The following is a 22598-nucleotide window of genomic DNA, read 5'->3' on the forward strand; positions in this document are numbered from 1 at the left end:
GAAAACATTCCCTACGCTAACGAAATCTTTTCGGAGCCTAACTACTCGCCGGTAGCGGCTCCGGTTGTGCGCGCACGCCCGGCCGCCGGACAATGTGACCCCTATGAACGACGACGTCCTGGCCGCCATCGAGCGGACCAACGAGCTCCTGCAACGCGTGCTCGCCGAGGTCGCGACCACCCCGGCCACCCACGCGGTCTTCGTCGACGCCGGCTATGTGTACGCCGCCGCCGGCCGCCTCGTCGCGGGCACCGAGGACCGGCGGGCCTTCGAACTGGACGCCGAGGCGATCATCGAGGCCTTCATCGACAAGGCCCGCGCGCTCTTCCCGGACAGCCGGCTGCTGCGGGTCTACTGGTACGACGGCGCCAGGCGCCGCATCCACACCCCCGAGCAGGAGCGGATCGCCGAGCTGCCGGACGTCAAGGTGCGGCTCGGCAATCTCAACGCCAGCCGCCAGCAGAAGGGCGTCGACTCGCTCATCCGCTCCGACCTGGAGTCACTCGCCCGGCACCGGGCCATCAGCGACGCCGTGCTGATCGGCGGCGACGAGGACCTGGTCTCGGCGGTCGAGGCCGCGCAGGGCTACGGCGCCCGGGTCCACCTGTGGGGTATCGAGGCCGACAGCGGCCGCAACCAGGCCGACCCCCTGCTCTGGGAGGTCGACAGCCAGCGCACCTTCGACCTCGACTTCTGCAAGCCGTACATCACCCGGCGCGCCACCCCCGCCTACGGCAGCGACCTGCCCGGCAGCCCGGGGATCATCCCGACGCGCGAGGACGTGCACTTCGTCGGCGCCCGGGTCGCCGCCCAGTGGCTGGCCACCCGCGGCCGCGGGTCGCTCGCCGAGCTGCTGCCGGGCCACCCCTATCTGCCGCCCGCGTACGACCAGGAGCTGCTGGTCGAGGCCGAGGGGATGCTCAGCATCTCCCTGCGCGGCCACGCGGACCTGCGGCGGGTCCTGCGCGACGGCTTCTGGGAGCACCTGCAGGCGCAGCTCTAGGGACAGGCCCGAACGCTTCGCCAGAAGGCGGTCAGCGCCTCGGCGGTGGCGGCGGGCTGCTCGGAGTTCGGGGAGTGTTCGGCGCCGTCGATCACCACCCGTACGGCGGAGAGGCGCTCAGCCATGTCGTCCAGCCAGGGGCAGGGCCAGGCATGGTCCACGGCGCCGGAGATGACCAGCTTCGGGAGCGGGACGGCGGCCAGTTCGGCGACCCGGTCGGGCTCGGAGATCAGCTGCCGGCCGGTGACGACGAGCAGCTCCGGGACGTTGGCGAGCCAGCGGCGGTGCATGAAGTCGTCGACGGCGCCGGTGACTTCGGGCACGGTGGCGGGGGCGCCGGCGTCCTCCACATCCAGTTCACGCATGGCCTGCCAGACGGTCTCCATGTCGGCGACCGCGAGCGCGTCGAGCAGCATCTTCGTACGGGCCTGCTGCTCGGCCTCGATCGCGGCCGGCCCCGAGCTCATGACCGTCAGCGACGCCCACCCGTCCGCACCCGTCCCCAGCACGGCCCTGCGGGCCACCAGGCCGCCCAGGGAGTGGCCCAGCAGGTGCACCGGGCCGGGCAGGGCCTCGGCCTGGGCGACCACGTCGGCCGCCAGCTCGGTCTGCGCGTAGGCCGCCTCGGAGCGCGGGCCGCCCGTCTCGTGCTGGCCGCGGCCGTCCACGGCGACCGTACGGAAACCGGCCGCCGCCAGCGGTTCGAGCAGCGCGATGAAGTCCTCCTTGCTGCCCGTGAAGCCCGGGACCAGCAGCGCCGTGCCGCGGACGGCCGTCCCGGCGGGCGGCGTCGCGTCCAGCACCGCGAAGGACCCGCGGGCCGTCTCCAGCCGGTGGGCGCGGGCATGGTCGGGCAGCGTGAGGAAGGGAGGCCTGCTCATGCGGTCGAGGCTAGCGGTGCCGGGTTACGGGCCCCGAGCCGGACTCCATCCATCAGGCAATAGGCTGCAGACATGACGGAGACGGAGACGGCGGCCATCGGTCAGGCGCTGCTCGACCAGGCGCTGGTCGAGGAGGCCGTGAAGAAGTCCGGCCTCGTGTGGGTCGCGGCGGGCGCGGGCGCCGAGGCGGCCGCACCACAGGCGCTGTGGCACGCCTGGGTGGACGGCGCCGTCTGCGTCGTCGGCGACAGCGACGGCGAGCAGCCGCTGCCCGGCCTCACCGACGGCGGTACGGCCACCGTGACCGTACGCAGCAAGGACAAGGGCGGCCGCCTCGTCGCCTTCCCCGCCAAGGTCGTCGAGCTGGAACCGCGCGGCGAGGCCTGGTCTGCGGCCGTCGACGAGCTCAAGGGCAAGCGCCTCAACGCCCCCGACGCCGAGACCATGACCGACCGCTGGGCCCGCGAATGCCGCGTCCTGCGCCTCGAGCCCGCCGGCGAGCTCGCGCAGCACCCCGGCGCGATGCCCGACGGCGGCGGCGCCGCCGCGCCGGTGCCGACCTCCGCCACCACCCGCCAGGCCATCCCGGCCGGCCTGCCGAAGCTGCTCTTCCGCCGCAAGAAGCGCTGACGGTCAGCCGCCCACCGCGGTCACCGACTTGCCGTAGTCCACGACGTGGTCCGCGTCCGGGGCGCGCAGCGTGAAGTCCTTGCCCCAGTCGGCCAGGGTGAGGGTGCCCGCGCCTCCGGAGCGCTCGTAGCGCAGGGGATACGGCTTGCCCTCCAGGGACACGTCCAGCGTGCCGCCGGAGCCGCCGGAGCCGGTGAGGGCGATGGTGCGGGTGCCGGCGACGGAGCGGTGGTCGCCGATCGCGAGTTCGCCGTCCAGGACGAAGAGGCCGTCGAGCAGGACCTTCTTGTCGGTGAAGCCGCTGAACTGCTTGTAGGCGGGGTCGCCGGTGGGCACCTTGACGTACTTGTTCTTGAGCTTGTCACCGACCTCGTCGCCGTAGAAACCGGCCCCGGCCTTGAGGTACAGGTCGTCGCCGACCCGCAGCAGCTGGAAGGTGTTGCCCTTGGCCGTGACCTGCCCGAGGCCGCCGTTGCCGCGCAGCCGCATGTCCAGCTTGTACGTGCTGCCGTTGCTGGCGACCGTGCCGGACAGCCGGACCGTGGCGGCCGCGTCGGCGGCGGAGCGGGCGCGCTGTTCGATGGTTTTGGGCGGGAGCTTGGCGACGCCGTTGGTTCCCGCGTCCGGATCGCCGGCGCATCCCGCCGCACCCATGAGCACGAGTCCGGCGCCCACCACCCACCAGAGGAAAGCGGCTGACCGGCGGCCGGGAAACACGTGGGATCTTCCTCCTACGGCAAAAGGCATGCGCGAAGCGGAGCCGAAGCTACCGCAGCGTACCGCCGTGGCACGAGACCCCCTACGGGACCCAAGGAGCAGTCCGGCGCGCCTGCCATGATCCGGGCGGGCTAGCCTGAACACGCATCGCCGCCGGAGAGCCACGCGGCAGAACGCCAGGAACACCGGGAAGAGGAGGTCACCGCATGCCCGCCGGTACCTCCCGGGTCTTCATCTCGCACCTCGCCGGTGTGCCGGTGTTCGACCCCAACGGCGACCAGGTCGGCCGGGTCCGGGACCTGGTGGTGATGCTGCGCCTGGGCGGACGCCCGCCGCGTGTGCTGGGTCTGGTGGTGGAGGTCGTGAGCCGCCGGCACATCTTCCTGCCCATCACCCGCGTCACCGGCGTGGAATCGGGCCAGGTCATCACCACCGGCGTGGTGAACATGCAGCGCTTCGAGCAGCGGGCCACCGAGACCCTGGTCCTGGGCGAGCTGCTCGACCGGCGCGTACGCCTGACCGAGACCGGCGAGGAGGTGACCGTCCTCGACGTGTCGATGGTGCGGCTGCAGGCCCGCCGTGACTGGGAGATCGACAAGGTCTTCGTACGCAAGGGCAAGGGCGGGGCGCTGCGGCGGCGCGGGGAGACCCTGACCGTCGAGTGGTCGGCGGTCACCGGCTTCTCGCTCGACGAGCAAGGACAGGGCGCCGAGGCGCTGCTCGCGACCTTCGAGCAGCTGCGACCGGCCGACCTGGCGAACGTACTGCACCATCTCACGGCCAAGCGCCGCGCCGAGGTCGCCGCGGCCCTGGACGACGACCGGCTCGCGGACGTCATGGAGGAGCTGCCGGACGACGACCGGGTCGAGATCCTCGGCAAGCTCAAGGAGGAGCGCGCGGCCGACGTCCTGGAGGCGATGGCCCCGGACGACGCGGCCGACCTGCTGTCCGAGCTCCCGGAGGCGGACAAGGAGAAGCTCCTCGCCCTCATGCAGCCGCACGACGCCGCCGACATGCGGCGCCTGCTGGCGTACGAGGAGCGGACGGCCGGCGGTCTGATGACCACCGACCCGATCGTGCTGCGCCCGGACGCCACCATCGCCGACGCCCTGGCCCGGGTCCGCAATCCGGACCTGTCCCCCGCTCTCGCCGCGCAGGTCTACGTCTGCCGGGCCCCGGAGGAGACGCCGACCGGCAAGTACCTGGGCACCGTGCACTTCCAACGGCTGCTGCGCGACCCGCCGTTCACCCTCGTCGGCTCGGTCGTCGACAGCGACCTGCGGCCGCTTGCGCCGGACAGTTCGCTGCAGGGCGTCACCAGCTATCTGGCGACGTACAACATGGTCGCGGCACCCGTCGTCGACGAGAGCGGCTCGCTGCTCGGCGCGGTCACCGTCGACGACGTCCTCGACCACCTGCTTCCCGAGGACTGGCGGGAGACCGACTATGGCCGATGACCGCCCCCGCGTCCGCCTGGACCAGCCACGGGACCGGCGGCGCAATCTGCTGCCCACGTACGACCCCGAGGCCTTCGGGCGGCTCTCGGAGAAGATCGCCCGCTTCCTGGGGACCATGCGCTTCATCGGGTGGATGACGGCCGTCATCATCACCTGGGTGCTGTGGAACGTCTTCGCGCCCAGCCATCTGCGCTGGGACCCCTACCCGTTCATCTTCCTGACCCTCGTGCTGTCCCTGCAGGCCTCGTACGCCGCTCCGCTGATCCTGCTCGCCCAGAACCGCCAGGACGACCGCGACCGCGTCAACCTGGAACAGGACCGCAAGCAGAACGAGCGCAGCATCGCGGACACCGAGTATCTGACCCGCGAGGTGGCGGCGCTGCGGATGGGACTCGGGGAGGTCGCGACCCGCGACTGGATGCGCTCGGAGCTCCAGGATCTGCTCAAGGAGTTGGAAGACCGGCGTCTGGTCGAGGTGGGTGACGAATCCGACGACCGGGCCTCATGAACCGCGCCGTACCATCGACGGTATGGCTACCCACACGTACATCCCCCCTACCGCGGACGCGGTGCGCGCCGCGCTCGCGACGGTGAACGACCCGGAGATCCACAAGCCGATCACCGACCTCGGCATGGTGAAATCGGTCGACATCGCCGAGGACGGCGCGGTCAAGGTGGCCGTCTATCTGACGGTGTCGGGGTGTCCGCTGCGGGACACGATCACGCGTGAGGTCACCACGGCGGTGTCGGCGGTCGCCGGTGTGACCGGTGTGGCGGTCGAGCTGGACGTGATGAGCGACGAGCAGCGGCGCGAGCTGACCTCCTCGCTGCGCGGCGGCCAGGCCGAGCGCGAGATCCCCTTCGCCCAGCCCGGCTCGCTGACCCGGGTCTACGCGGTCGCCTCGGGCAAGGGCGGCGTCGGCAAGTCCTCGGTGACGGTGAACCTCGCCGCCGCGATGGCGGCGGACGGGCTGAAGGTCGGTGTCGTCGACGCCGACATCTACGGGCACAGCGTGCCGCGCATGCTCGGCGTGGGCGGCCGCCCCACCCAGGTCGAGAACATGATCATGCCGCCGTCGGCGAACGGCGTGAAGGTCATCTCGATCGGCATGTTCACCCCCGGCAACGCCCCCGTGGTGTGGCGCGGCCCGATGCTGCACCGCGCCCTCCAGCAGTTCCTGGCGGACGTCTACTGGGGCGACCTGGACGTGCTGCTGCTCGACCTCCCGCCGGGCACCGGCGACATCGCGATCTCGGTGGCCCAGCTGGTGCCGAACGCCGAGATCCTGGTCGTCACCACCCCGCAGCAGGCGGCGGCCGAGGTCGCCGAGCGGGCCGGCTCCATCGCCGTGCAGACCCACCAGAAGATCGTCGGCGTCGTCGAGAACATGTCCGGCATGCCCTGCCCGCACTGCGACGAGATCGTCGACGTCTTCGGCTCGGGCGGCGGCCAGAGCGTCGCCGAGGGTCTGACCCGCACGACCGGCGCCACCGTGCCGGTCCTCGGCCAGATCCCCATCGACGTCCGCCTCCGCGAAGGCGGCGACGACGGCCGCCCGGTGGTGCTGACGGACCCCGAGTCCCCGGCCGGCTCCGCCCTGCGGGCCATCGCCGGCAAGCTCGGCGGCCGCCAGCGCGGCCTCGCGGGGCTGTCGCTGGGGATCACCCCGCGCAACAAGTTCTGACGGCTCTCGCTGCTGACGCCGGGCCGGCCTCGCCCCCGGCGTCAGGTCGCGTAGGCCGTGATGTCCTTGATGACGGCCAGCCCGAGCCCGTACGCGCTCATCCCGCGCCCGTACGCACCCAGGTGCACTCCGCGCGCGGATCCGGCCAGGACCCACCCGTACTCGGACTCGCGGTAGTGGAACGCGGTCGGCTCGCCGTCCACCGGCAGGGTGAGCGCCGACCATCCCGGGCCGTCCAGCGCGTCGGCCAGGTCCCAGGCGATGGCCGTCTGCTGGTCCAGCCAGTCCTGACGGAGGTGGCGCTCCATCATGGTCGGCCAGGTGCAGGACAGCAGCCCCGACCCGGCGAGCCAGGCTGCGGACGACACGGACGTGGCGTCGAGCACACCGGTGCCGTCGGCGCTGTGCCGCAGGGGCCGGTCGGCGACGGACACCACGACCGCGAAACGGCGGGTGTCCGGGGTGGGCTCCACCTTCACCGAGGGCTCGTCACCGTGGCCCACGGCGCCGTGCTCCACGGTGCCGTCGGCGCTCATGCCGACCGGGGTGAGCCAGCGAGGGCCGGTGAACGCCTCGTCCAGCCCGTACCAGGGGAAATCGGCCTTGAGATAGCCGTCGATCGGACGGGAACGTTCCGCTGTATCAGCTGTCGTCTCCACGCGCGGCGCCTCCTCAATAGGGCAAACAAAGGGAGAATAGCCACTCGCGGTGCCTGATCGGGGCAGGGGCCCCGACTCAGGTGGCGTCGGAGTCGTACGGCGGGGGCTCACCGGGGTCGAGACGGTCCCGCTTGCGCAGCATGTCCGGCGTGTCGGACGAGGTCGAGGAGGAACCCGACGAGGAGTCCCGGCCGTGCACCGCGTCCGTCAGCGTGGCCGCTTCCTCCCGGAAGTCGAAGCCGTTGCGGATGTCCTTCAGTCCCAGCTCGTCGTTGTCCAGCAGCTGCTTGCGGACGAAGGTCTTGGGGTTGAGGTCCTCGAACTCGAAGTCCTTGAACTCCGGGCCCAGTTCCTTGCGGATGTCCTCTTTGGCACTGTCGGAGAACGCCCGCACCTTGCGGATGAAGCCCGTGACGTCCTGGATGACCTTCGGCAGCTTGTCCGGGCCGAAAACGAGCACGGCAAGGATCGCGAGCGCCACTATCTCCAGCGGGCCTATGTCGAAGAACACCCTGCAGCTCCTACGTAAACGAACCGGCAGACCTCACCGTACCTGGCGACCCCGGCAAAGTGGGAGGGCCCGCCCTTATCAGCTTGCTGTGGTGTCGGCCGGCGTCAGCTTCCGGTGGCGCTGCCGAGGGTGAGTCCCACGGTGTGCCGCTCGCCGTTCCGGGTGAGGGTCAGCGTGAGGCGGTCGCCCGGACGGTGGCTGCGGATGCGCACGATCAGCTCCGCGCCGCTGTGCACGGTCTCGCCGTCGATCGCGGTGATGACGTCGCCCTTCCTGATGCCTGCGCGGTCGCCCGGGCCGCCCTTGGTCACCTCGTCGCTGACCTGGGCGCCGTCGCCGCGGTACTGCATGTTGATGCCGACGCCGATGACCGGGTGGGTGGCCTTGCCGGTGCTGATCAGCTCTTCGGCGACCAGCTTGGCCTGGTTGATCGGGATGGAGAAGCCGAGGCCGATACTGCCGCCCTGGCTGCTGCCGCCGAAGGGGTCGGAGCCGGAGTCGGCCGAACGGATGGCGCTGTTGATGCCGATGACCAGCCCGCCCGCGTCGACCAGGGGACCGCCGGAGTTTCCGGGGTTGATGGGGGCGTCGGTCTGGAGGGCGTCGACATAGCTGACGTCGGTGCCGTCGGTCTGGCCGCCCGCGGTGATGGGGCGGTGGGTGGCGCTGATGATGCCGGAGGTGACCGTGCCCTCCAGGTCGTAGGGGGCGCCGATGGCCACGACGGGGTCGCCGACCCGGACCGCGTCGGAGTCGCCGAGGGCGAGCGGGCGCAGGCCGGTGACCCCGGAGACCTTGATGACGGCGAGGTCGTAGCCGCTGTCCCGGCCGGTGACCTCGGCGTTCTTGATGACCTGGCCGTTGTTGAAGGTCACCGAGATGCCGCCGCTCGTGGCGGACTCCACGACGTGGTTGTTGGTGAGGATATGGCCCTGGCCGTCGAGCACGAAGCCGGTGCCGGTGGCCTCGCCGCTGTCGGTCTTGACGTGCATGTAGACCACCCCGGGCAGCGTCCTGGCGGCGATGCCCGCGATGCTGTCCGGCGCCCGTTCCGCCGGCCCGGCGGACGCGGAGGCGGTCGCCTGGGGCAGACTCACCCGGCTCCCCCCGTCGCCGTTGTGCGACCGTACGTACCCTCCGGCGGCCCCGCCCAGCACCCCGGCCGCCAGGGCGACCGCCACCAGCCCGACGACCGTCCGGCCCCGCCCCCGCCCCGGTCCGGGGGAGGGCGACGGCTCGGGCGGCGTCCAGGGGTCGTACGCCTGCCAGTGGCCGACGGACAGCGGCTGCACGGGCGGCGCGGACGCCCAGGGGCCGGGCGGGCCGTAGGGCGGGGTGTCGTACGGATCCGGGGTGTGGCGCGGGACGGGCGACAGTGCCGCCGGTACGGGCTCCGGCGCGGCCTCCACGGGCTCGGGGGCCGCCGCTGCGGGCTCGGGCGTCACCGGGGGTGCCGTGGGCTCGGGACCCGGCCCTGTGGTCGGGTCCGGGCGGCTCCACCACTGCGGCCCGGCGGCCTTCCCCACGCTCATGCACTCCCCTACGACGGACGACCTGCGGACGACGACCTGCACTCACTGGGATTGAACCAGGAGTCGGCGCCGCCCGCAGCCGTCGGTCAGGGGGTGGCCGAGGCGCTGCCCAGCAGCGGGAGCGGGGAGTCCAGCAGTGCGGGCACGGTGTACGTGGCCGAGGGGGTCGGGCTGGCGGAGGAGGTCGCGCGGGCGTCCTTCCCGGGGGTCGTGGTGACCAGTTCCCCGGTGTCCGGCAGCACCAGCGGGCGGGCCACCGACACCACGGGGGTGCTCGCGACCCCCGGCGAGGCCGGACCGGCCGCCGAGGCCGACGGGGAAACCGATGGAACAGGATCGGAAACCGGGCTGACCGCATCCCCGGCCTGCCCCCGCGTGCCGCGCACGCCCCGCACATCGGCGACATCGGAGGCCCGTGCGCTCAGCGGCGTCACCGCCGAGCCCGGGTCGTCCGAGCCGGTGTCGGCCATGCCTTCGAGCGGCAGCGCGCCACCGAGGGCGATCGCCGCCATGGAGAAGGCACCGGCCGCCGCGAAGGCGAAGCGCCGGCCGCGCCTGGCGTTCCCGGGCCGCTCGACCTCATGTATGCGGAAGCCGCTGGTCGGCTCGGGCGCCGGGATGAAGCCGTCGCGGCGCCTGCCGAAGACATTGCCGCTGAGCCGCTGGCCGCCGAGGCTGGTCGCCTCGATCACGCCGTCGTGCCCGGCGTCCTTGTCACCGCCGCCGTTGCCGCCACTGCTGCCGTGGTCGTCACCGCCGGGCAGTCCCTGCAGGCGGGCCAGCAGGCCGGCGGACAGGGCGGGCGGGGCCGAGGCAGCCACCGCGTTCTTCAACTGCCGCTGCTCGTTCGCGGCCGCTTTGCAGCCCGGGCAGGTGGCGAGGTGCGCGAGCACCCGCTCCCGGGCGTCATCGTGCAGCTCTCCATCGACAAAGGCGGCGAGGCGGTCGCCGAGGTGCTGTTCGGCAGGCGTGAGGTGCTCGCCGGTCCCGTTCACGTTCTCCCGCCCTCCAGGCCCGGCTGGTGGGTCGCGAGGGCCGGCGCCTGCCCGGGGCGGGCGGCGGGGGCGCGGTGCTCCAGCGCCTTGCGCAGGTGCGAGCGGCCGCGGTGGATCCGGCTGCGTACGGTGCCGAGCTTCACGCCGAGCGTCGCCGCGATCTCCTCGTACGAAAGGCCCTCGATGTCACAGAGCACGACGGCGGCACGGAACTCCGGCGCAAGGGTGTCAAGCGCCTGCTGCACGTCGGCGTCGAAATGGGTGTCCGCGAAGTGCTGGGCGGGTGAGGGCTCGCGACTGGGCAGCCGCTCCGCCGCGTCGTCGCCGAGCGCGTCGAAACGGATCCGCTGACGGCGGCGCACCATGTCCAGGAAGAGATTGGTGGTGATGCGGTGCAGCCAGCCCTCGAAGGTGCCCGGCGTGTACGTCGACAGCGAACGGAAGACCCGGACGAAGACCTCCTGCGTCAGGTCCTCGGCGTCGTGCTGGTTACCCGTCAGGCGGTACGCGAGGCGGTAGACCCGTGCGCTGTGGGTGCTGACGATCTCCTCCCACGAGGGAGGGGTCCATGCCTGTCCGTCCCCGTCGGTGGCGAAAGTCGCGGTCGTAGACGCGGTCGCGGTCTCGGAGTCGTCAGTGGACGGACGGTCGTCAGCAGTATTGGTCACGGATTTCGGCTCGCCGGCCGACCTGCGGAAGCGCTTCAGCACTCCCCGGTCCTCCGCCGTAGCCGCACCTCCCCTGTCGGCTCTGGTGGTCTCCAGTAGAGCCCCTACCATATCCACCTCGCCCGTTAGCTCCGGATAAGGGCGATGCATGCGACCGCCCCCTGCTTTTTCTGCTACGTATCACTGCCTCTAACGCGCAGTCCCATCTGCGGGTTCCCGACGGCAGCGGATACAGTCGCCAACGCGAGCACACGCGATACGGGGACAGCACGGGGACAGGGAGAGGGCGATTACCGGCAACCGGCAGGCGAGCTGGGCGTTCGCGGACGCCTTCGTCGCCGAGGACGACGCGCTGATACGCGCCCGCGCCCGTGCCCGTGAGGCCGGAATGCGGGTCGTCTCTCCCGGCACCGGCGCGGCCCTGCGGCTGCTCGCCGCCACCGCGGACGCCAAGGCCGTCGTGGAGATCGGCACCGGCACCGGCGTCTCCGGCATCCATCTGCTGCACGGCATGCGCCCCGACGGCGTCCTCACCACCGTCGACTCCGAACCCGACCGCCAACAGCTCGCCCGCGCCGCCTACCGCGAGGCCGGCTTCGCCACGAATCGCGCCCGCTTCATCCCCGGACGGGCCCTCGACGTCCTGCCGCGCCTCGCCGACGGCGGCTACGACCTCGTCTTCTGCGACGGCGACCGCCTCGAATACCCCGAGTACCTAGCCGAATCGTTGCGTCTGCTCCGTCCGGGTGGCCTGGTCTGCTTCGAGGGCACCTTCGCCCAGGGCCGCGCCATGGACGCCGCCCACCAGGAGCCGGAAGTCGTACGCCTCCGCGAGCTCATGCGCTCCGTACGCGACCACTCCGCCCTGGCCCCGGTCCTGCTCCCCACGGACGACGGCCTGCTGTGCGCGGTGCGCCGGGGCTGAAAAGCCGACGGCTCCCGGCTGCACGTGTTTACGCACAGCCGGGAGCCGCGAGGAATTCGGTTCGCCGGTGTCAGGCGATGGCCTTCTTCAGCGCCTCTCCGAGCGCATCCGCCTCGTCGGGTGTCAGCTCGACGACAAGCCGTCCGCCGCCCTCGAGCGGAACTCGCATGATGATGCTCCGCCCCTCCTTGGTCACCTCGAGCGGGCCATCACCCGTCCGCGGCTTCATGGCCGCCATGCTCGTTCCCCTTCCTGAAACCAGCTTCCGCAACCGGGGGCCAGGCGCCACCGGACTCGAACACATTGGTTCTCGGCCATTATCCCGCATCGTGTGACCCGATGACCAACGTCGGTTCCCATCCGTTCGAGAACCGGGTCCCCCAAAACCGTGCATTTCGGTGATCACGATTGACGCACGTCACAAGTTCTCCGGCCGTACTCCCGTATTCGCCCCCGGTGATCTCCGGCATGCTGACCCTCGTACGTGAGCCGCGACGAAGGGAATGACGACCGAGATGGCCGACACCGTGCTGTACGAAGTGAGCGACGGGCTCGCCACGATCACCCTGAACCGGCCGGACGCGATGAACGCGCTCAATATCGAGACCAAGATCGCCCTGCGGGACACGCTGCGGGCGGCGGCCGAGGACACGGCGGTGCGGGCGGTACTGCTCACGGCGACCGGGCGGGCCTTCTGCGTCGGGCAGGACCTCAAGGAGCACGTCGGCCTGCTGGCCCAGGAGGACGGCAAGCAGGTCATGACGACCGTGCGCGAGCACTACAACCCCATCGTCACCGCCATCACCACCATGCCGAAGCCGGTCGTCGCCGGGGTCAACGGGGTCGCGGCCGGCGCGGGCGCCGGATTCGCCTTCGCCGCCGACTACCGGGTCGTCGCCGAGACGGCGTCCTTCAACACCTCCTTCGCCGGCGTCGCCCTGACCGCCGACTCCGGCGCGTCCTGGACCCTGCCGCGCCTGGTCGGTCCCGGCCGCGCGGCTGACCTGCTCTTCTTCCCGCGTACGATCCCGGCTGCCGAAGCCCTGGAGCTGGGCATCGCCAACCGGGTCGTACCGGCCGAGGAACTGCCGGCCGAGGCGGCCGCCGTGGCACGGACACTCGCGGAGGGCCCGACGGTCGCGTACGCGGCGATCAAGGCGTCGCTGGCCTACGGCGCGGGCCACTCGCTCGCGGAGACCCTGGAGAAGGAGGACGAGCTGCAGAGCCTGGCCGGCGACTCCGAGGACCACCGCATCGCCGTGGCCGCCTTCCTGAAGAAGGAGCGCCCCCGCTACGTCGGCCGCTGAAGCCGGACGGAGTCCGGCACAGCCGCTCGAAGCCAGCGAAGCGCCCGCGAGAACGGCATCGAGAAACGAGCCCACCGCATCGCCGTGGCCGCCTTCCTGAAGAAGGAGCGCCCCCGCTACGTCGGCCGCTGAAGCCGGACGGAGTCCGGCACAGCCGCTCGAAGCCAGCGAAGCGCCCGCGCTACGTCGGACGCTGGCGGGCGTGGCAGTCCGCCAGGTGGTCGTTGACCAGACCGCAGGCCTGCATCAGGGCGTAGGCGGTGGTGGGGCCGACGAAGCGGAAGCCGCGCTTTTTGAGGTCCTTGGCCAGGGCCGTGGACTCCGGGCTGACGGCCGGGATGTCGTCGAGGGTGCGGGGGACGGGGCGGGTGGCCGGATCCGGGGCGTAGGACCAGATGAGGGCGTCGAGGCCGCCGTCGTAGGCCTCGCGCAGCGCCTGCAGGGCGCGGGCGTTGGCGATGGTGGCGTCGATCTTGGCGCGGTTGCGGATGATGCCGGCGTCCGCGAGCAGCCGCTCGCGGTCGGTGTCGGTGAAGGCCGCGACCTCGTCCGGCTCGAAGCCGTGGAAGGCCTTCCGGAAGCCCTCGCGGCGTCGCAGGATCGTGATCCACGACAGTCCGGACTGGAAGGCCTCCAGGCACACCCGCTCGAAGAGCGCGTCCTCTCCGTGCACCGGGCGGCCCCACTCGGTGTCGTGGTACGCCACGTAGTCCTCGGTGGACAGCCCCCAGGGGCACCGCAGCAGCCCGTCCGGCCCGGCGACGGCGCCCCGGGACGGCAGCGGCTGCGGCTGCGGCTGCTCAGCCATGAGAGCCATGCGGCGCCTGGCCGTTCTCCGGCTCCTTGAGCAGGGACGGCGTGCCGAGCGCGGAGGCCTGCGCCCCGGCCCGCTCGGCCTCCAGCTCGGCGATCCGGGCGTCCCGCTCGGCCAGTTCGGCCCCGAGCCGGTCCAGCACCTCGTCCACGTCCACCATGCGGTAGCCCCGTACGGCCACCGGCAGCCTCAGGTGGTCGATGTCGGCGCGCTCCACCGGGCGCTCCCCCGGCAGCCGGTCGTCCAGCCGGTCGGGCTCCACATCGCGCAGCACCCCGCCGTCGCCCAGCACGGCGAGTGCCACCGCGGCGACCACCGCGACCAGGGCGATGAGCATGAACCAGAACAAGACGATCTCCCGGTGGTCCGGACGGACGTGTACGCCACGATCGTGCCACGCCGCGCTGTGATTCGGCAGCGACAGTCAGGGCCCGACTCCCACCGCCCGTCTCGCACTGCTCAGCGACTAGGGTCGCTGGCAGGCCACTCGGCGGCCACTTCGAGGAGGACTGCGTAATGCTACGGCTGGGGACACGGGAATTCGCCCCGCACGAGCCCGTGATCATGGCGATCGTGAATCGTACGCCGGACTCGTTCTACGACCAGGGCGCGACGTTCACCGACGACCCCGCCCTGGAGCGCGTGGCGCAGGCGGTGGCGGAAGGCGCCGCCATCATCGACATCGGCGGGGTGAAGGCCGGTCCCGGCGAGGAGGTGTCGGCCGAGGAGGAGATCCGCAGGACGGTCGCCTTCGTCGCGGAGGTGCGGCGGCGGCACCCGGACGTCGTGATCAGCGTCGACACCTGGCGGCACGAGGTCGGCGAGGCCGCCTGCGAGGCCGGCGCGGACCTGCTCAACGACGCGTGGGGCGGCGTCGACCCGAAGCTCGCCGAGGTCGCGGCGCGGTACGGGGCCGGCCTGGTCTGTACGCACGCCGGCGGCGCGGAGCCGCGGACCCGGCCGCACCGGGTCGCGTACGCGGACGTCATGGCCGACATCCTCGAGGTGACCGTCGGCCTGGCCGAGCGCGCCGCCGGGCTCGGCGTTCGCCGCGACGCGATCCTCATCGACCCGGGGCACGACTTCGGCAAGAACACCCGACACTCGCTGGAGGCGACCCGGCGGCTGCCCGAAATGGCGGCGACGGGGTGGCCGGTGCTCGTTTCCCTGTCCAACAAGGACTTCGTCGGCGAGACGCTCGACCGGCCGGTCAAGGAGCGGCTGATCGGGACCCTCGCGACGACGGCGGTGTCGGCGTGGCTCGGGGCGCAGGTGTATCGCGTGCACGAGGTGGCGGAGACGCGGCAGGTGCTCGAGATGGTGGCCGCGATCGCCGGCCACCGCGCGCCCGCGGTGGCCCGGCGCGGCCTCGCCTAGCCCGGCAGCCTCGCGTGACCCGGGGCTCCGCCCCGGACCCGGCCACCGGCTTCAGGCCGCCAACGCGCCCCCGGACACCCACCGTCGCGGTGCGCGACCGTCGCCGGGTGCGGCCCGGTTGGGCCAGCCTCCCCCAAAGCTTCCTTTGGGAGGTGCCCCCACCCCCAGCCTTCGGCCGGGGGGACCCCCACCTCGCTTCGCTCGCCTCAGGCGGACGGCCTACCCCCAACCTTTACGTTGCGGCTTCCTTCGTCATCAGGGCGACCGCTTCTTCCACGTCGTCCGTGAGATGCACGAGCTCCAGGTCGATCGCGGAGGCCTTGCCGCCGTCGACGACGGTGTGGCGGACCCAGTCGATGAGGCCCTGCCAGTAGGAGGTGCCGAAGAGGACGATGGGGAAGCGGGTGACCTTGCGGGTCTGGACGAGGGTGAGGGCCTCGAAGAGCTCGTCGAGGGTGCCGAAGCCGCCGGGGAGGACGATGAAGCCGGAGGCGTACTTCACGAACATCGTCTTGCGGACGAAGAAATAGCGGAAGTTGACGCCTATGTCGACGTAGGGGTTGAGCCCCTGCTCGAAGGGCAGCTCGATGCCGAGCCCGACCGAGATCCCGCCGCCCTCGACGGCGCCGCGGTTGGCGGCCTCCATGGAGCCGGGGCCGCCGCCGGTGATGACGCCGAAGCCGGCTTCGGCCAGGGCGCGGCCGATTCCGACGCCGGCCTCGTAGTCGGGGGAGCCGGGCTGGGTGCGGGCGGAGCCGAAGACGCTGACGGCGGGGCCGAGTTCGGCGAGGGCGCCGAAGCCTTCGACGAACTCGGACTGGATCCGCATGACCCGCCAGGGGTCACCGTGGACCCAGTCCGACGGCCCCCGGGTGTCCAGCAGACGCTGGTCCGTCGTGGACGGCTGCACCTGGCCCCTGCGGCGTACGACGGGGCCCGTCTGCCGCTCCGGCCACGCCTGGCCGTGAGTGCGGCCCTGGGCCGCCGCGTTCTCCGCTACCGCGGCATCTTCCGCGTCTGAGCTGCTCATGTCGCGCTCCTTCCGCTGCGGATCGTGCCGCCAGGGTACGCACGGCGTATGGGGGTGGATCAAGAACGCGCCGTTTAATTGCGCGTTACGTACACGCGGCTAGGAGAGCCACGCCTTCAGCTTCTCCTCGGCTTCCAGCACCGCCGCGACCGCGACGTGCTCCTCGCGGGTGTGGGCCAGCTTGGGGTCCCCGGGGCCGTAGTTGACGGCGGGCACACCGAGCGCGGAGAAGCGGGCGACGTCGGTCCAGCCGTACTTGGGGGCCGGTTCCAGGCCGAGGGCGTCGACGAAGGCCACGGCGGAGGGGTGCGACAGGCCGGGGAGGGCGCCGGGGGCGCTGTCGGTGAGCACGACGTCGTAGCCGTCGAAGACCTCGCGGAGGTGGGCCAGCGCCTCCTCTTCCGAACGGCTGGGCGCGAAGCGGTAGTTGACGGTCACCGCGCAGGAGTCCGGGATGACGTTGGTGGCGTGGCCGCCCTCGATCAGGACCGCGTTCAGCCCCTCGCGGTAGACCAGGCCGTCGACGGGCACCTGGCGCGGTTCGTACGCGGCGAGCCGGGCCAGGATCGGCGCGGCCTTGTGGATGGCGTTCTCGCCGAGCCAGGCGCGCGCGGAGTGGGCACGCCGGCCCTTCGTCTCCACCCGCACCCGCATGGTGCCCTGGCAGCCGCCCTCGACCCCGCCGTCGCTGGGCTCGAGCAGCACCGCGAAGTCCCCGGTCAGCCAGTCCGGGTGCTTCTCGGCCAGCCGCTTCAGGCCGTTGAACTCCGCCGCGATCTCCTCGGCGTCGTAGAAGACGTACGTGACGTCGCGGTTCGGGGCGGGGAGCGTGGCGGCGAGCCGCAGCTGCACGGCGACGCCGGACTTCATGTCCGAGGTCCCGCAGCCCCACAGGATGCCGTCGGCGTCGAGCCGGGAGGGCACGTTGTCGGCGATCGGCACGGTGTCCAGGTGGCCGGCCAGGACGACGCGCTCGGCGCGGCCGAGGTTCGTACGGGCCACGACCGAGTCGCCGTCGCGGTCGACAGTGAGGTGCGGCAGGGCACGCAGGGCCGTCTCGACGGCGTCGGCGAGGTGCTTCTCCTCCAGGCTCACGGAGGGGATGTCGACGAGCTGCGCCGTCACGGCGGCGGCGTCCTGGCTGAGGTCGAGTACGGGCTGTTCCATGCCCCCGACACTACCCACCCCTCCGGACGGCGGGCGCACAGACGGCTTGGGTACGGTGAGCGCCGTGCCGAAGCCACAGTCGACGTCAGCCAAGGGCGGCGCCCCGAAGAAGCGGGGGCGCCTCTTTCGCTTCACGACGGCGACCCTCGTCCTGATCGGGGTCGCCGGATACGCCGTGCACCACTTCACGACCAGCACGCCGCAGCAGCCCGGATGCACGGTGACGGCGGAGGGCCGCACCCTCTCGCTGGAGCCGCAGCAGGCGGCGAACGCGTCGACGATCGCCGCGGTGGCGTCGTCCCGGGATCTTCCGGAACGGGCGGTGACGATAGCCCTGGCGACGTCGATGCAGGAGTCGGGGCTGCGGAATCTGGATCACGGCGACCGGGATTCGAAAGGCCTGTTCCAGCAGCGCCCTTCGCAGGGCTGGGGCACGGCGGCGCAGATCATGGACCCGGTGCACGCCTCGAACGAATTCTTCGACGGTCTGGTCAAGATCCGGGGATATTCACGCCTCCCGCTCACCGTGGCCGCCCAGAAGGTGCAGAAGAGCGGCTTTCCGCAGGCGTACGCGAAGCACGAGCCGGATGCCACGCTGCTGGCCTCCGCACTGACCGGCCGGGTGTCGGCCGCGCTGAGCTGCACGACCGCGTCGGGCCGTACGACGGTCACCGGCGGCGATCCGGCCGCCGTACGGGCCCGGCTCACCCGGGAGTTCGGCTCGCGGGTGACGCCCAAGGCCCTGGCGGCGGCGACTCACGCGGTCGCCGTGCCGTCGGCCGCGCCGGGCAACGAGGCGCAGGGCGCCGGGCAGCAGCGCGGCTGGGAGCTGGCGCAGTGGGCGGTGGCCCACGCGCATGAGCTGAAGGTCGAGAAGGTCAGTTTCCGGGACCGTGAATGGCGGGCGTCGGATTCCGCCAAGGGCTGGCAGAAGGCGAGCACGCGGACGGGGTCCCTGACCGCCGCCGGGGACGTCACCATCACCGTCGCTCAATAGTGCGGGCATTCACCCTCAGGGGGATGACTGATAGGGCAAAACCATCAGATGTGAAACCACTTCACGACCCGCGGAAATCCCTTGTGGATCAAGGGATGTGACGTTTCATCGCCGCATAGTGAGGTGTCCGGATGGTCCTGGTTTACTCGAAACCCGAAAGAGCCCGCATTACTAACTCTTTGCCTCGAACGGCCGCAACCTTACGGCTTCTCACGCGGTAGTCACGGCGTCCGCCCCGCGGACATGTCACGTCGTCTCTCCGTAAAAGGAGCACCATGTCCCTCCCCCTCACGCGTCGGATCGCCCGGGCCGCCCTGCTCGTCGGCGCGGCAGCCGCTCCTCTGGTCGGCGCGGGTGCCGCGTCCGCCGCAGAGCTGCCGCAGGCCGCCGACCTGGGTGGACTGACCAGCCTGGACAAGACCGCCGACCTCAGCCACACCGTGGACGGCGTCACCAAGAAGGCCGGCGCGGTGGCGTCCGTTCAGCAGGCGCTGCCCGACCCGGGGAAGACCCTCAGCGATACCGCCAACACCGCCACGCCGGTCGCCAAGAAGGCCGCGGTGCAGACGGCCGGCGCCCTCAAGGGCGCCACCTCCGGCGTCACCAAGGCCGCCAAGGGTTCAGACAAGGCGGGCCCGCTGGGCGCCCTGCCCGTGAGCCAGCTTCCCGTGGGCCAGCTGCCGCTCGCCGGTGGCCTCCCGATCGGCGGCTGACCCCCCACAGCCGCACCGAGGGCCCGGATGGCTTCCGCTCTCCGGGCCCTCGGCCTTGGGTCGTCCGCCCTTGCGTCACCGCCTACTTGAGGCGGCGCACCGCTTCGTCCACCCGCTCGTCGGTCGCGGTGAAGGCGATGCGTACGTGGTTGTCGCCCGCCGGGCCGTAGAAGTCGCCGGGGGCCACCAGGATGCCGAGCTCGGCCAGTTCGCCGACGGTGTCCCAGCAGGACTCCCCCCGGGTCGCCCACAGGTAGAGGCTGGCCTCGCTGTGCTCGATCCGGAAGCCCGCGCCCTCGAAGGCGGCACGCAGGGCGGCCCGGCGGCGGCCGTAGCGCTCGCGCTGCAGGGCCACGTGCCCGTCGTCGCCGAGCGCCGCGATCGTGGCGGTCTGCACCGGGGCGGGCACGATCATCCCGCCGTGCTTGCGGATCTGCAGCAGCTCGCCCAGCACACCCGGGTCGCCGAGCAGGAAGGCGGCCCGGTAGCCGGCCAGGTTGGACCGCTTGGAGAGCGAGTGGACGGCCACGATGCCCTCGTACGACCCGCCGGAGATCTCCGGGTGCAGTACGGAGACCGGGTCGGCCTCCCAGCCCAGTTCCAGGTAGCACTCGTCGCTGAACAGCAGTACGCCGTGCTCGCGCGCCCAGGCCACAGCGGTGCGCAGCTCGTCCGTGCTCAGGACGCGACCGGTGGGGTTGGAGGGGCTGTTGAGCCACAGCAGCTTCAGGCCCGCCGGGTCGAGCTCCGTCGGGTCGTCGTACACGACGGGTTCGGCGCCCGCGAGCCGCGCGCCGACCTCGTACGTCGGGTAGGCGAGGCGCGGGTAGGCGACCCGGTCGCCGGGGCCGAGGCCCAGCTGCGTCGGGAGCCAGGCGACCAGTTCCTTGGAGCCGATCACCGGCAGCACGTTGGTGTCGCCGAGCCCCTGCGCGCCCAGGCGGCGTGCGGCCCAGCCGGTGATCGCGGCACGCAGCGCCGCCGTGCCCCACACCGTGGGGTACCCGGGACTGTCCGCGGCCGCCGCCAGGGCGTCCTGGACGATCTCCGGGACCGGGTCCACGGGGGTGCCCACCGACAGGTCGACCACGCCGCCCGCGTGCGCGGTGGCCTGAGCCTTGTACGGTTCGAGCCGATCCCAGGGGAAGACCGGGAGGCGGGCGGAGACTGGCGGCACGGCGGCGCTCTCTTTCAGCAATACGACGGGACCCGCACGGCAGGGTGCGCCATGCGGGACCCTTTGCGGCTCTTCTTGTTTCTTAATCAGCCGTTCTGCGGAGGCAGGGCGGCGATGAACGGGTGGTCACGCTCGATCAGCCCGAGCTTGGAGGCACCACCGGGCGAGCCGAGCTCGTCGAAGAACTCGACATTCGCCTTGTAGTAGTCCTTCCACTCCTCCGGTGTGTCGTCCTCGTAGAAGATGGCCTCCACCGGGCAGACCGGCTCACAGGCGCCACAGTCGACGCATTCGTCCGGGTGGATGTACAAGGACCGGGAGCCCTCGTAAATGCAGTCGACGGGGCACTCCTCGATGCACGCCTTGTCCTTGACGTCCACACAAGGCTGCGCGATGACGTAGGTCACGCTGTCGTTCCTCCTCGATCAGGGCCATTCGCGCGGGAGCGCGGCGTCGTCGATGCCCGCCCCTAGTATCTCCGTTCCTGGGCATCAGACGAACAGGAGGGGCCGCCATGAGCATGGATTTCGCCGCTGGAGGACGGCCTGAACTACGCCTTACCGGATCTGACGTGGGCAAACGGGTCTCTGTGCGGCGGATTGCAGAGGTTGTGGCGGGCCGCCCGGTGTTCCGCGACGCGGTCGGGGTTCTCACATCGTGGAACGACGGAGTGCTCATCGTCACCCGCCGGACCGGCGAGGCCGTCCACATCGCGGAATCCTCGGTCGTGGCCGGCAAGGTCGTCTCCGACGCTCCCCTGCGGCGCGGCGTCCGCGCCCCCCGCGCCACCGCGCGGGAACTCCAGGAGATCGCCTCGCGCGACTGGCCCGCCCAGGAGACCGAACGGCTCGGCGACTGGATCCTGCGGGCCGCCGGTGGCTTCACCCGGCGGGCCAACTCGGTGCTGCCGTTCGGCGACCCCGGCATACCCGTCGCGGCCGCCGCCGGGCGGATCGTGGAGTGGTACGCGGCCCGGGGCCTGCCCGGCTGCGTCCAGGTCACCGAAGAACGGCTGGACGGCGAGCTGGCCGCCCTCGGCTGGACGAAGGAGGCCGAGGCCCTGCTGCGTACGGCGCCGCTGCCGCCGCTGGCGAACCTGCCCGGCGCGGAGCGCGTACGGCTGTCGCGGGAGGTCGACGCGGACTGGATGGCGCGCTATCACCGGACGGGCGCGCTGGGTGAGGAGGCGGTCGAGGTCCTCACCGGCGGGCCGTCGGTGTGGTTCGCGACGGTGCCGGGCGCCGAGGGGCCCGCGGCCATCGGGCGCTGCGTGGTGGACGGGGCCTGGGCGTTGTTCGGGGCGGTCGAGGTCGATCCGGCATCGCGGCGGCAGGGGCTGGCCACGGCGGTGATGGCGGCGCTGGCACTGCGGGCGGTGGCGGAGGGCGCCTCCGGCGCGTATCTGCAGGTCGAGGCGGACAACGAGGGCGCGCGGAGCATGTACGACCGGCTGGGCTTCACAACGCACCACGCTTACCACTACCGACGCGCGCCGAAGGGGTAAATCACCTCTATGGCCATGGACGACACCGTGAGGCAGCGGTTCGCGGAGGCGGCGCGCGAGGAGCGGCCCGACCTCGCCGCGCTGTGCCTGCTCGTCGGCGCCGAGGCCGACCCGGCGCTCGGCGAGGCCGGAATCGACGCCGCCCAGATCGAGCTCGACCGGCTGGCCGGACTCGTTCCGTACGGCCTCGTACGGCCCCTGGACTGGGCGCAGGCCACCGCCGAGCTGCTCGGCGCCCGCAACGGCTTCCACGGCACCCCGGCGGACTACCGGCGGCTGGAGTCCTCACTGCTGCCGGAGGTGCTGCGCAGGCGGCGGGGCCTGCCGATCCTGCTGTCCGTCGTCTGGATCGAGGTGGCCCGCCGGGCCGGCGCCCCGGTCTACGGTGTCGCCCTGCCGGGTCACTTCGTCGTCGGCTTCGGCGACCCCGGGGGCTCCTTCGTCCTCGCCGACCCCTTCAGCGGCGGGCGGGTCCTGGGCGACGACGACGTGAGCCTGCTCGTCGCCGGGGCGACAGGCGCCCCGCCGTCCGCCGCGATGCTCACCCCGGCCGACCCCCTGGACATCGTCCTGCGGATCCTCAACAACATCCGGGCCTGGGCCTCCGCCCGCCCCGAACACCTCCGCGTCCAGCTCTGGGCCGCCGAGCTCTCGCTGCTCCTCCCCCGGCATCCGGCCCGCCTGCGGTACGAGCACGCCCAACTGCTCGTGCGCGCCGGTGACTTCGCGGGCGGCGCGGCCGAGATGGACGCCTACGCGGACGTCGTCGCCGAGGTCGAGCCCGCGTCGGCCGCCGCCATCCGGGGACAGGCCCGGGCGGCCCGGGCGCTGCTGAACTGACGGCAGCTG

Annotated in this window: 26 protein-coding genes; 12 read left to right on the forward strand and 14 right to left on the reverse strand. The window is 72.0% G+C overall.

Annotated features, from left to right (window positions below; all coding sequences use genetic code 11):
* The first annotated feature begins 103 nt into the window (after positions 1-103).
* The gene (locus ACFXJ5_RS00310) at positions 104-1003 is read left to right on the forward strand and encodes an NYN domain-containing protein (RefSeq protein WP_384624707.1); all 900 of its coding nucleotides are present in this window, start codon (positions 104-106) and stop codon (positions 1001-1003) included.
* Here the strand turns inward: ACFXJ5_RS00310 and ACFXJ5_RS00315 are convergent.
* A complete protein-coding gene (locus ACFXJ5_RS00315; protein WP_384624710.1) occupies positions 1000-1884 on the reverse strand; it encodes an alpha/beta fold hydrolase in 885 nt (294 codons plus the stop codon). The genes ACFXJ5_RS00310 and ACFXJ5_RS00315 overlap by 4 nt on opposite strands.
* Positions 1885-1956: 72 nt before the next feature.
* Here ACFXJ5_RS00315 and ACFXJ5_RS00320 point away from each other — a divergent pair, with 72 nt between their 5' ends.
* Positions 1957-2514, forward strand: a complete 558-nt coding sequence (locus tag ACFXJ5_RS00320) for a hypothetical protein (RefSeq protein ID WP_384624712.1) — start codon at positions 1957-1959, stop codon at positions 2512-2514.
* A 3-nt stretch (positions 2515-2517) separates the two neighbouring features.
* Here the strand turns inward: ACFXJ5_RS00320 and ACFXJ5_RS00325 are convergent, their stop codons facing one another.
* Entirely contained in the window at positions 2518-3168 is a 651-nt protein-coding gene (locus ACFXJ5_RS00325) for a hypothetical protein (RefSeq protein WP_384624715.1), read from the reverse strand.
* A gap of 269 nt (positions 3169-3437) precedes the next feature.
* Here ACFXJ5_RS00325 and ACFXJ5_RS00330 point away from each other — a divergent pair, with 269 nt between their 5' ends.
* Genes ACFXJ5_RS00330 through ACFXJ5_RS00340 form a run of 3 tightly spaced genes read left to right on the forward strand, consistent with a single transcriptional unit; the run spans position 3438 to position 6373 of the window.
* Positions 3438-4688: a magnesium transporter MgtE N-terminal domain-containing protein gene (locus ACFXJ5_RS00330; protein WP_384624719.1), complete on the forward strand. Its 1251-nt coding sequence runs from the start codon at positions 3438-3440 to the stop codon at positions 4686-4688.
* Positions 4678-5196, forward strand: coding sequence for a DUF1003 domain-containing protein (locus ACFXJ5_RS00335; RefSeq protein ID WP_384624722.1), 519 nt, complete (start codon positions 4678-4680; stop codon positions 5194-5196). Before ACFXJ5_RS00330 ends, ACFXJ5_RS00335 begins: the two co-directional genes overlap by 11 nt.
* A 22-nt stretch (positions 5197-5218) precedes the next feature.
* Positions 5219-6373, forward strand: coding sequence for an Mrp/NBP35 family ATP-binding protein (locus ACFXJ5_RS00340; protein WP_384624725.1), 1155 nt, complete (start codon positions 5219-5221; stop codon positions 6371-6373).
* A 41-nt stretch (positions 6374-6414) separates the two neighbouring features.
* Here ACFXJ5_RS00340 and ACFXJ5_RS00345 read toward each other — a convergent pair whose 3' ends face one another.
* From ACFXJ5_RS00345 to sigE, 5 genes are all read right to left on the reverse strand, one after another.
* Positions 6415-7032: a hypothetical protein gene (locus ACFXJ5_RS00345; protein ID WP_384624727.1), complete on the reverse strand. Its 618-nt coding sequence runs from the start codon at positions 7030-7032 to the stop codon at positions 6415-6417.
* Between the two features lie 76 nt (positions 7033-7108).
* Complete coding sequence (locus ACFXJ5_RS00350) at positions 7109-7543, reverse strand: sec-independent translocase (protein WP_384624730.1); 435 nt, start codon at positions 7541-7543, stop codon at positions 7109-7111.
* A 104-nt stretch (positions 7544-7647) separates the two neighbouring features.
* Positions 7648-9075 carry a S1C family serine protease gene (locus tag ACFXJ5_RS00355; protein WP_384624733.1) on the reverse strand — a complete coding sequence of 476 codons (1428 nt, stop codon included), beginning with the start codon at positions 9073-9075 and terminating at the stop codon, positions 7648-7650.
* 86 nt (positions 9076-9161) lie between these two features.
* Positions 9162-10070, reverse strand: a complete 909-nt coding sequence (locus ACFXJ5_RS00360) for a zf-HC2 domain-containing protein (protein WP_384624736.1) — start codon at positions 10068-10070, stop codon at positions 9162-9164.
* Positions 10067-10849, reverse strand: coding sequence for an RNA polymerase sigma factor SigE (gene sigE, locus ACFXJ5_RS00365; RefSeq protein ID WP_384624738.1), 783 nt, complete (start codon positions 10847-10849; stop codon positions 10067-10069). Before sigE ends, ACFXJ5_RS00360 begins: the two co-directional genes overlap by 4 nt.
* A gap of 145 nt (positions 10850-10994) precedes the next feature.
* Here sigE and ACFXJ5_RS00370 point away from each other — a divergent pair, with 145 nt between their 5' ends.
* Positions 10995-11663: an O-methyltransferase gene (locus ACFXJ5_RS00370; RefSeq protein ID WP_384626478.1), complete on the forward strand. Its 669-nt coding sequence runs from the start codon at positions 10995-10997 to the stop codon at positions 11661-11663.
* A gap of 70 nt (positions 11664-11733) precedes the next feature.
* Here ACFXJ5_RS00370 and ACFXJ5_RS00375 read toward each other — a convergent pair whose 3' ends face one another.
* On the reverse strand, positions 11734-11901 hold the full coding sequence (locus ACFXJ5_RS00375) for a DUF3117 domain-containing protein (protein ID WP_018561471.1): 168 nt from the start codon (positions 11899-11901) through the stop codon (positions 11734-11736).
* Between the two features lie 277 nt (positions 11902-12178).
* Between ACFXJ5_RS00375 and chcB the strand changes: the two genes are divergently transcribed.
* A complete protein-coding gene (gene chcB / locus ACFXJ5_RS00380; protein WP_384626481.1) occupies positions 12179-12970 on the forward strand; it encodes a 2-cyclohexenylcarbonyl CoA isomerase in 792 nt (263 codons plus the stop codon).
* Between the two features lie 181 nt (positions 12971-13151).
* Here chcB and ACFXJ5_RS00385 read toward each other — a convergent pair whose 3' ends face one another.
* Together ACFXJ5_RS00385 and ACFXJ5_RS00390 are read right to left on the reverse strand one after the other, a co-directional pair.
* Positions 13152-13778: a DNA-3-methyladenine glycosylase I gene (locus tag ACFXJ5_RS00385; RefSeq protein WP_384624741.1), complete on the reverse strand. Its 627-nt coding sequence runs from the start codon at positions 13776-13778 to the stop codon at positions 13152-13154.
* Positions 13771-14133 carry a DivIVA domain-containing protein gene (locus ACFXJ5_RS00390; protein WP_384624744.1) on the reverse strand — a complete coding sequence of 121 codons (363 nt, stop codon included), beginning with the start codon at positions 14131-14133 and terminating at the stop codon, positions 13771-13773. Before ACFXJ5_RS00390 ends, ACFXJ5_RS00385 begins: the two co-directional genes overlap by 8 nt.
* Positions 14134-14300: 167 nt before the next feature.
* Between ACFXJ5_RS00390 and folP the strand changes: the two genes are divergently transcribed.
* Positions 14301-15161 (forward strand): dihydropteroate synthase, encoded by an 861-nt coding sequence (gene folP, locus ACFXJ5_RS00395; RefSeq protein ID WP_384624747.1) that lies wholly within the window; start codon positions 14301-14303, stop codon positions 15159-15161.
* 232 nt (positions 15162-15393) lie between these two features.
* Here folP and ACFXJ5_RS00400 read toward each other — a convergent pair whose 3' ends face one another.
* Both ACFXJ5_RS00400 and dapE read right to left on the reverse strand, forming a co-directional pair.
* Positions 15394-16191, reverse strand: a complete 798-nt coding sequence (locus tag ACFXJ5_RS00400) for a TIGR00730 family Rossman fold protein (RefSeq protein ID WP_384624750.1) — start codon at positions 16189-16191, stop codon at positions 15394-15396.
* Between the two features lie 99 nt (positions 16192-16290).
* Complete coding sequence (gene dapE, locus ACFXJ5_RS00405; RefSeq protein ID WP_384624752.1) at positions 16291-17358, reverse strand: succinyl-diaminopimelate desuccinylase; 1068 nt, start codon at positions 17356-17358, stop codon at positions 16291-16293.
* Positions 17359-17422: 64 nt separating this feature from the next.
* Between dapE and ACFXJ5_RS00410 the strand changes: the two genes are divergently transcribed.
* Positions 17423-18355: a heavy metal transporter gene (locus ACFXJ5_RS00410; protein ID WP_384624755.1), complete on the forward strand. Its 933-nt coding sequence runs from the start codon at positions 17423-17425 to the stop codon at positions 18353-18355.
* A 275-nt stretch (positions 18356-18630) separates the two neighbouring features.
* Positions 18631-19068, forward strand: a complete 438-nt coding sequence (locus ACFXJ5_RS00415) for an ATP-binding protein (protein WP_384624757.1) — start codon at positions 18631-18633, stop codon at positions 19066-19068.
* Between the two features lie 82 nt (positions 19069-19150).
* Here the strand turns inward: ACFXJ5_RS00415 and dapC are convergent, their stop codons facing one another.
* Both dapC and fdxA read right to left on the reverse strand, forming a co-directional pair.
* Positions 19151-20245 (reverse strand): succinyldiaminopimelate transaminase, encoded by a 1095-nt coding sequence (gene dapC / locus ACFXJ5_RS00420; RefSeq protein ID WP_384624760.1) that lies wholly within the window; start codon positions 20243-20245, stop codon positions 19151-19153.
* 86 nt (positions 20246-20331) lie between these two features.
* On the reverse strand, positions 20332-20652 hold the full coding sequence (gene fdxA, locus ACFXJ5_RS00425) for a ferredoxin (RefSeq protein ID WP_003985062.1): 321 nt from the start codon (positions 20650-20652) through the stop codon (positions 20332-20334).
* A 113-nt stretch (positions 20653-20765) separates the two neighbouring features.
* Between fdxA and ACFXJ5_RS00430 the strand changes: the two genes are divergently transcribed.
* Both ACFXJ5_RS00430 and ACFXJ5_RS00435 read left to right on the forward strand, forming a co-directional pair.
* A complete protein-coding gene (locus ACFXJ5_RS00430) occupies positions 20766-21749 on the forward strand; it encodes a GNAT family N-acetyltransferase (RefSeq protein WP_384626484.1) in 984 nt (327 codons plus the stop codon).
* Positions 21750-21764: 15 nt separating this feature from the next.
* A complete protein-coding gene (locus ACFXJ5_RS00435) occupies positions 21765-22589 on the forward strand; it encodes a transglutaminase family protein (RefSeq protein ID WP_384624763.1) in 825 nt (274 codons plus the stop codon).
* Positions 22590-22598 lie beyond the last annotated feature (9 nt).

It is taken from the genome of Streptomyces sp. NPDC059373 (assembly GCF_042751495.1).
Lineage (GTDB): Bacteria > Actinomycetota > Actinomycetes > Streptomycetales > Streptomycetaceae > Actinacidiphila.

What these genes read in the sequence shown, in the direction of transcription:
- ACFXJ5_RS00375 (WP_018561471.1), bottom strand. Translation starts at nt 11,901, where the DNA reads ATGGCGGCCATGAAGCCGCGGACGGGTGATGGCCCGCTCGAGGTGACC.
- ACFXJ5_RS00355 (WP_384624733.1), bottom strand. Translation starts at nt 9,075, where the DNA reads ATGAGCGTGGGGAAGGCCGCCGGGCCGCAGTGGTGGAGCCGCCCGGAC.
- sigE (WP_384624738.1), bottom strand. Translation starts at nt 10,849, where the DNA reads ATGGTAGGGGCTCTACTGGAGACCACCAGAGCCGACAGGGGAGGTGCG.
- ACFXJ5_RS00310 (WP_384624707.1), top strand. Translation starts at nt 104, where the DNA reads ATGAACGACGACGTCCTGGCCGCCATCGAGCGGACCAACGAGCTCCTG.
- ACFXJ5_RS00435 (WP_384624763.1), top strand. Translation starts at nt 21,765, where the DNA reads ATGGACGACACCGTGAGGCAGCGGTTCGCGGAGGCGGCGCGCGAGGAG.
- ACFXJ5_RS00340 (WP_384624725.1), top strand. Translation starts at nt 5,219, where the DNA reads ATGGCTACCCACACGTACATCCCCCCTACCGCGGACGCGGTGCGCGCC.
- ACFXJ5_RS00330 (WP_384624719.1), top strand. Translation starts at nt 3,438, where the DNA reads ATGCCCGCCGGTACCTCCCGGGTCTTCATCTCGCACCTCGCCGGTGTG.
- dapE (WP_384624752.1), bottom strand. Translation starts at nt 17,358, where the DNA reads ATGGAACAGCCCGTACTCGACCTCAGCCAGGACGCCGCCGCCGTGACG.
- ACFXJ5_RS00335 (WP_384624722.1), top strand. Translation starts at nt 4,678, where the DNA reads ATGGCCGATGACCGCCCCCGCGTCCGCCTGGACCAGCCACGGGACCGG.
- chcB (WP_384626481.1), top strand. Translation starts at nt 12,179, where the DNA reads ATGGCCGACACCGTGCTGTACGAAGTGAGCGACGGGCTCGCCACGATC.
- ACFXJ5_RS00430 (WP_384626484.1), top strand. Translation starts at nt 20,766, where the DNA reads ATGGATTTCGCCGCTGGAGGACGGCCTGAACTACGCCTTACCGGATCT.
- folP (WP_384624747.1), top strand. Translation starts at nt 14,301, where the DNA reads ATGCTACGGCTGGGGACACGGGAATTCGCCCCGCACGAGCCCGTGATC.
- ACFXJ5_RS00325 (WP_384624715.1), bottom strand. Translation starts at nt 3,168, where the DNA reads ATGGGTGCGGCGGGATGCGCCGGCGATCCGGACGCGGGAACCAACGGC.
- ACFXJ5_RS00320 (WP_384624712.1), top strand. Translation starts at nt 1,957, where the DNA reads ATGACGGAGACGGAGACGGCGGCCATCGGTCAGGCGCTGCTCGACCAG.
- ACFXJ5_RS00315 (WP_384624710.1), bottom strand. Translation starts at nt 1,884, where the DNA reads ATGAGCAGGCCTCCCTTCCTCACGCTGCCCGACCATGCCCGCGCCCAC.
- ACFXJ5_RS00400 (WP_384624750.1), bottom strand. Translation starts at nt 16,191, where the DNA reads ATGAGCAGCTCAGACGCGGAAGATGCCGCGGTAGCGGAGAACGCGGCG.
- ACFXJ5_RS00415 (WP_384624757.1), top strand. Translation starts at nt 18,631, where the DNA reads ATGTCCCTCCCCCTCACGCGTCGGATCGCCCGGGCCGCCCTGCTCGTC.
- ACFXJ5_RS00385 (WP_384624741.1), bottom strand. Translation starts at nt 13,778, where the DNA reads ATGGCTGAGCAGCCGCAGCCGCAGCCGCTGCCGTCCCGGGGCGCCGTC.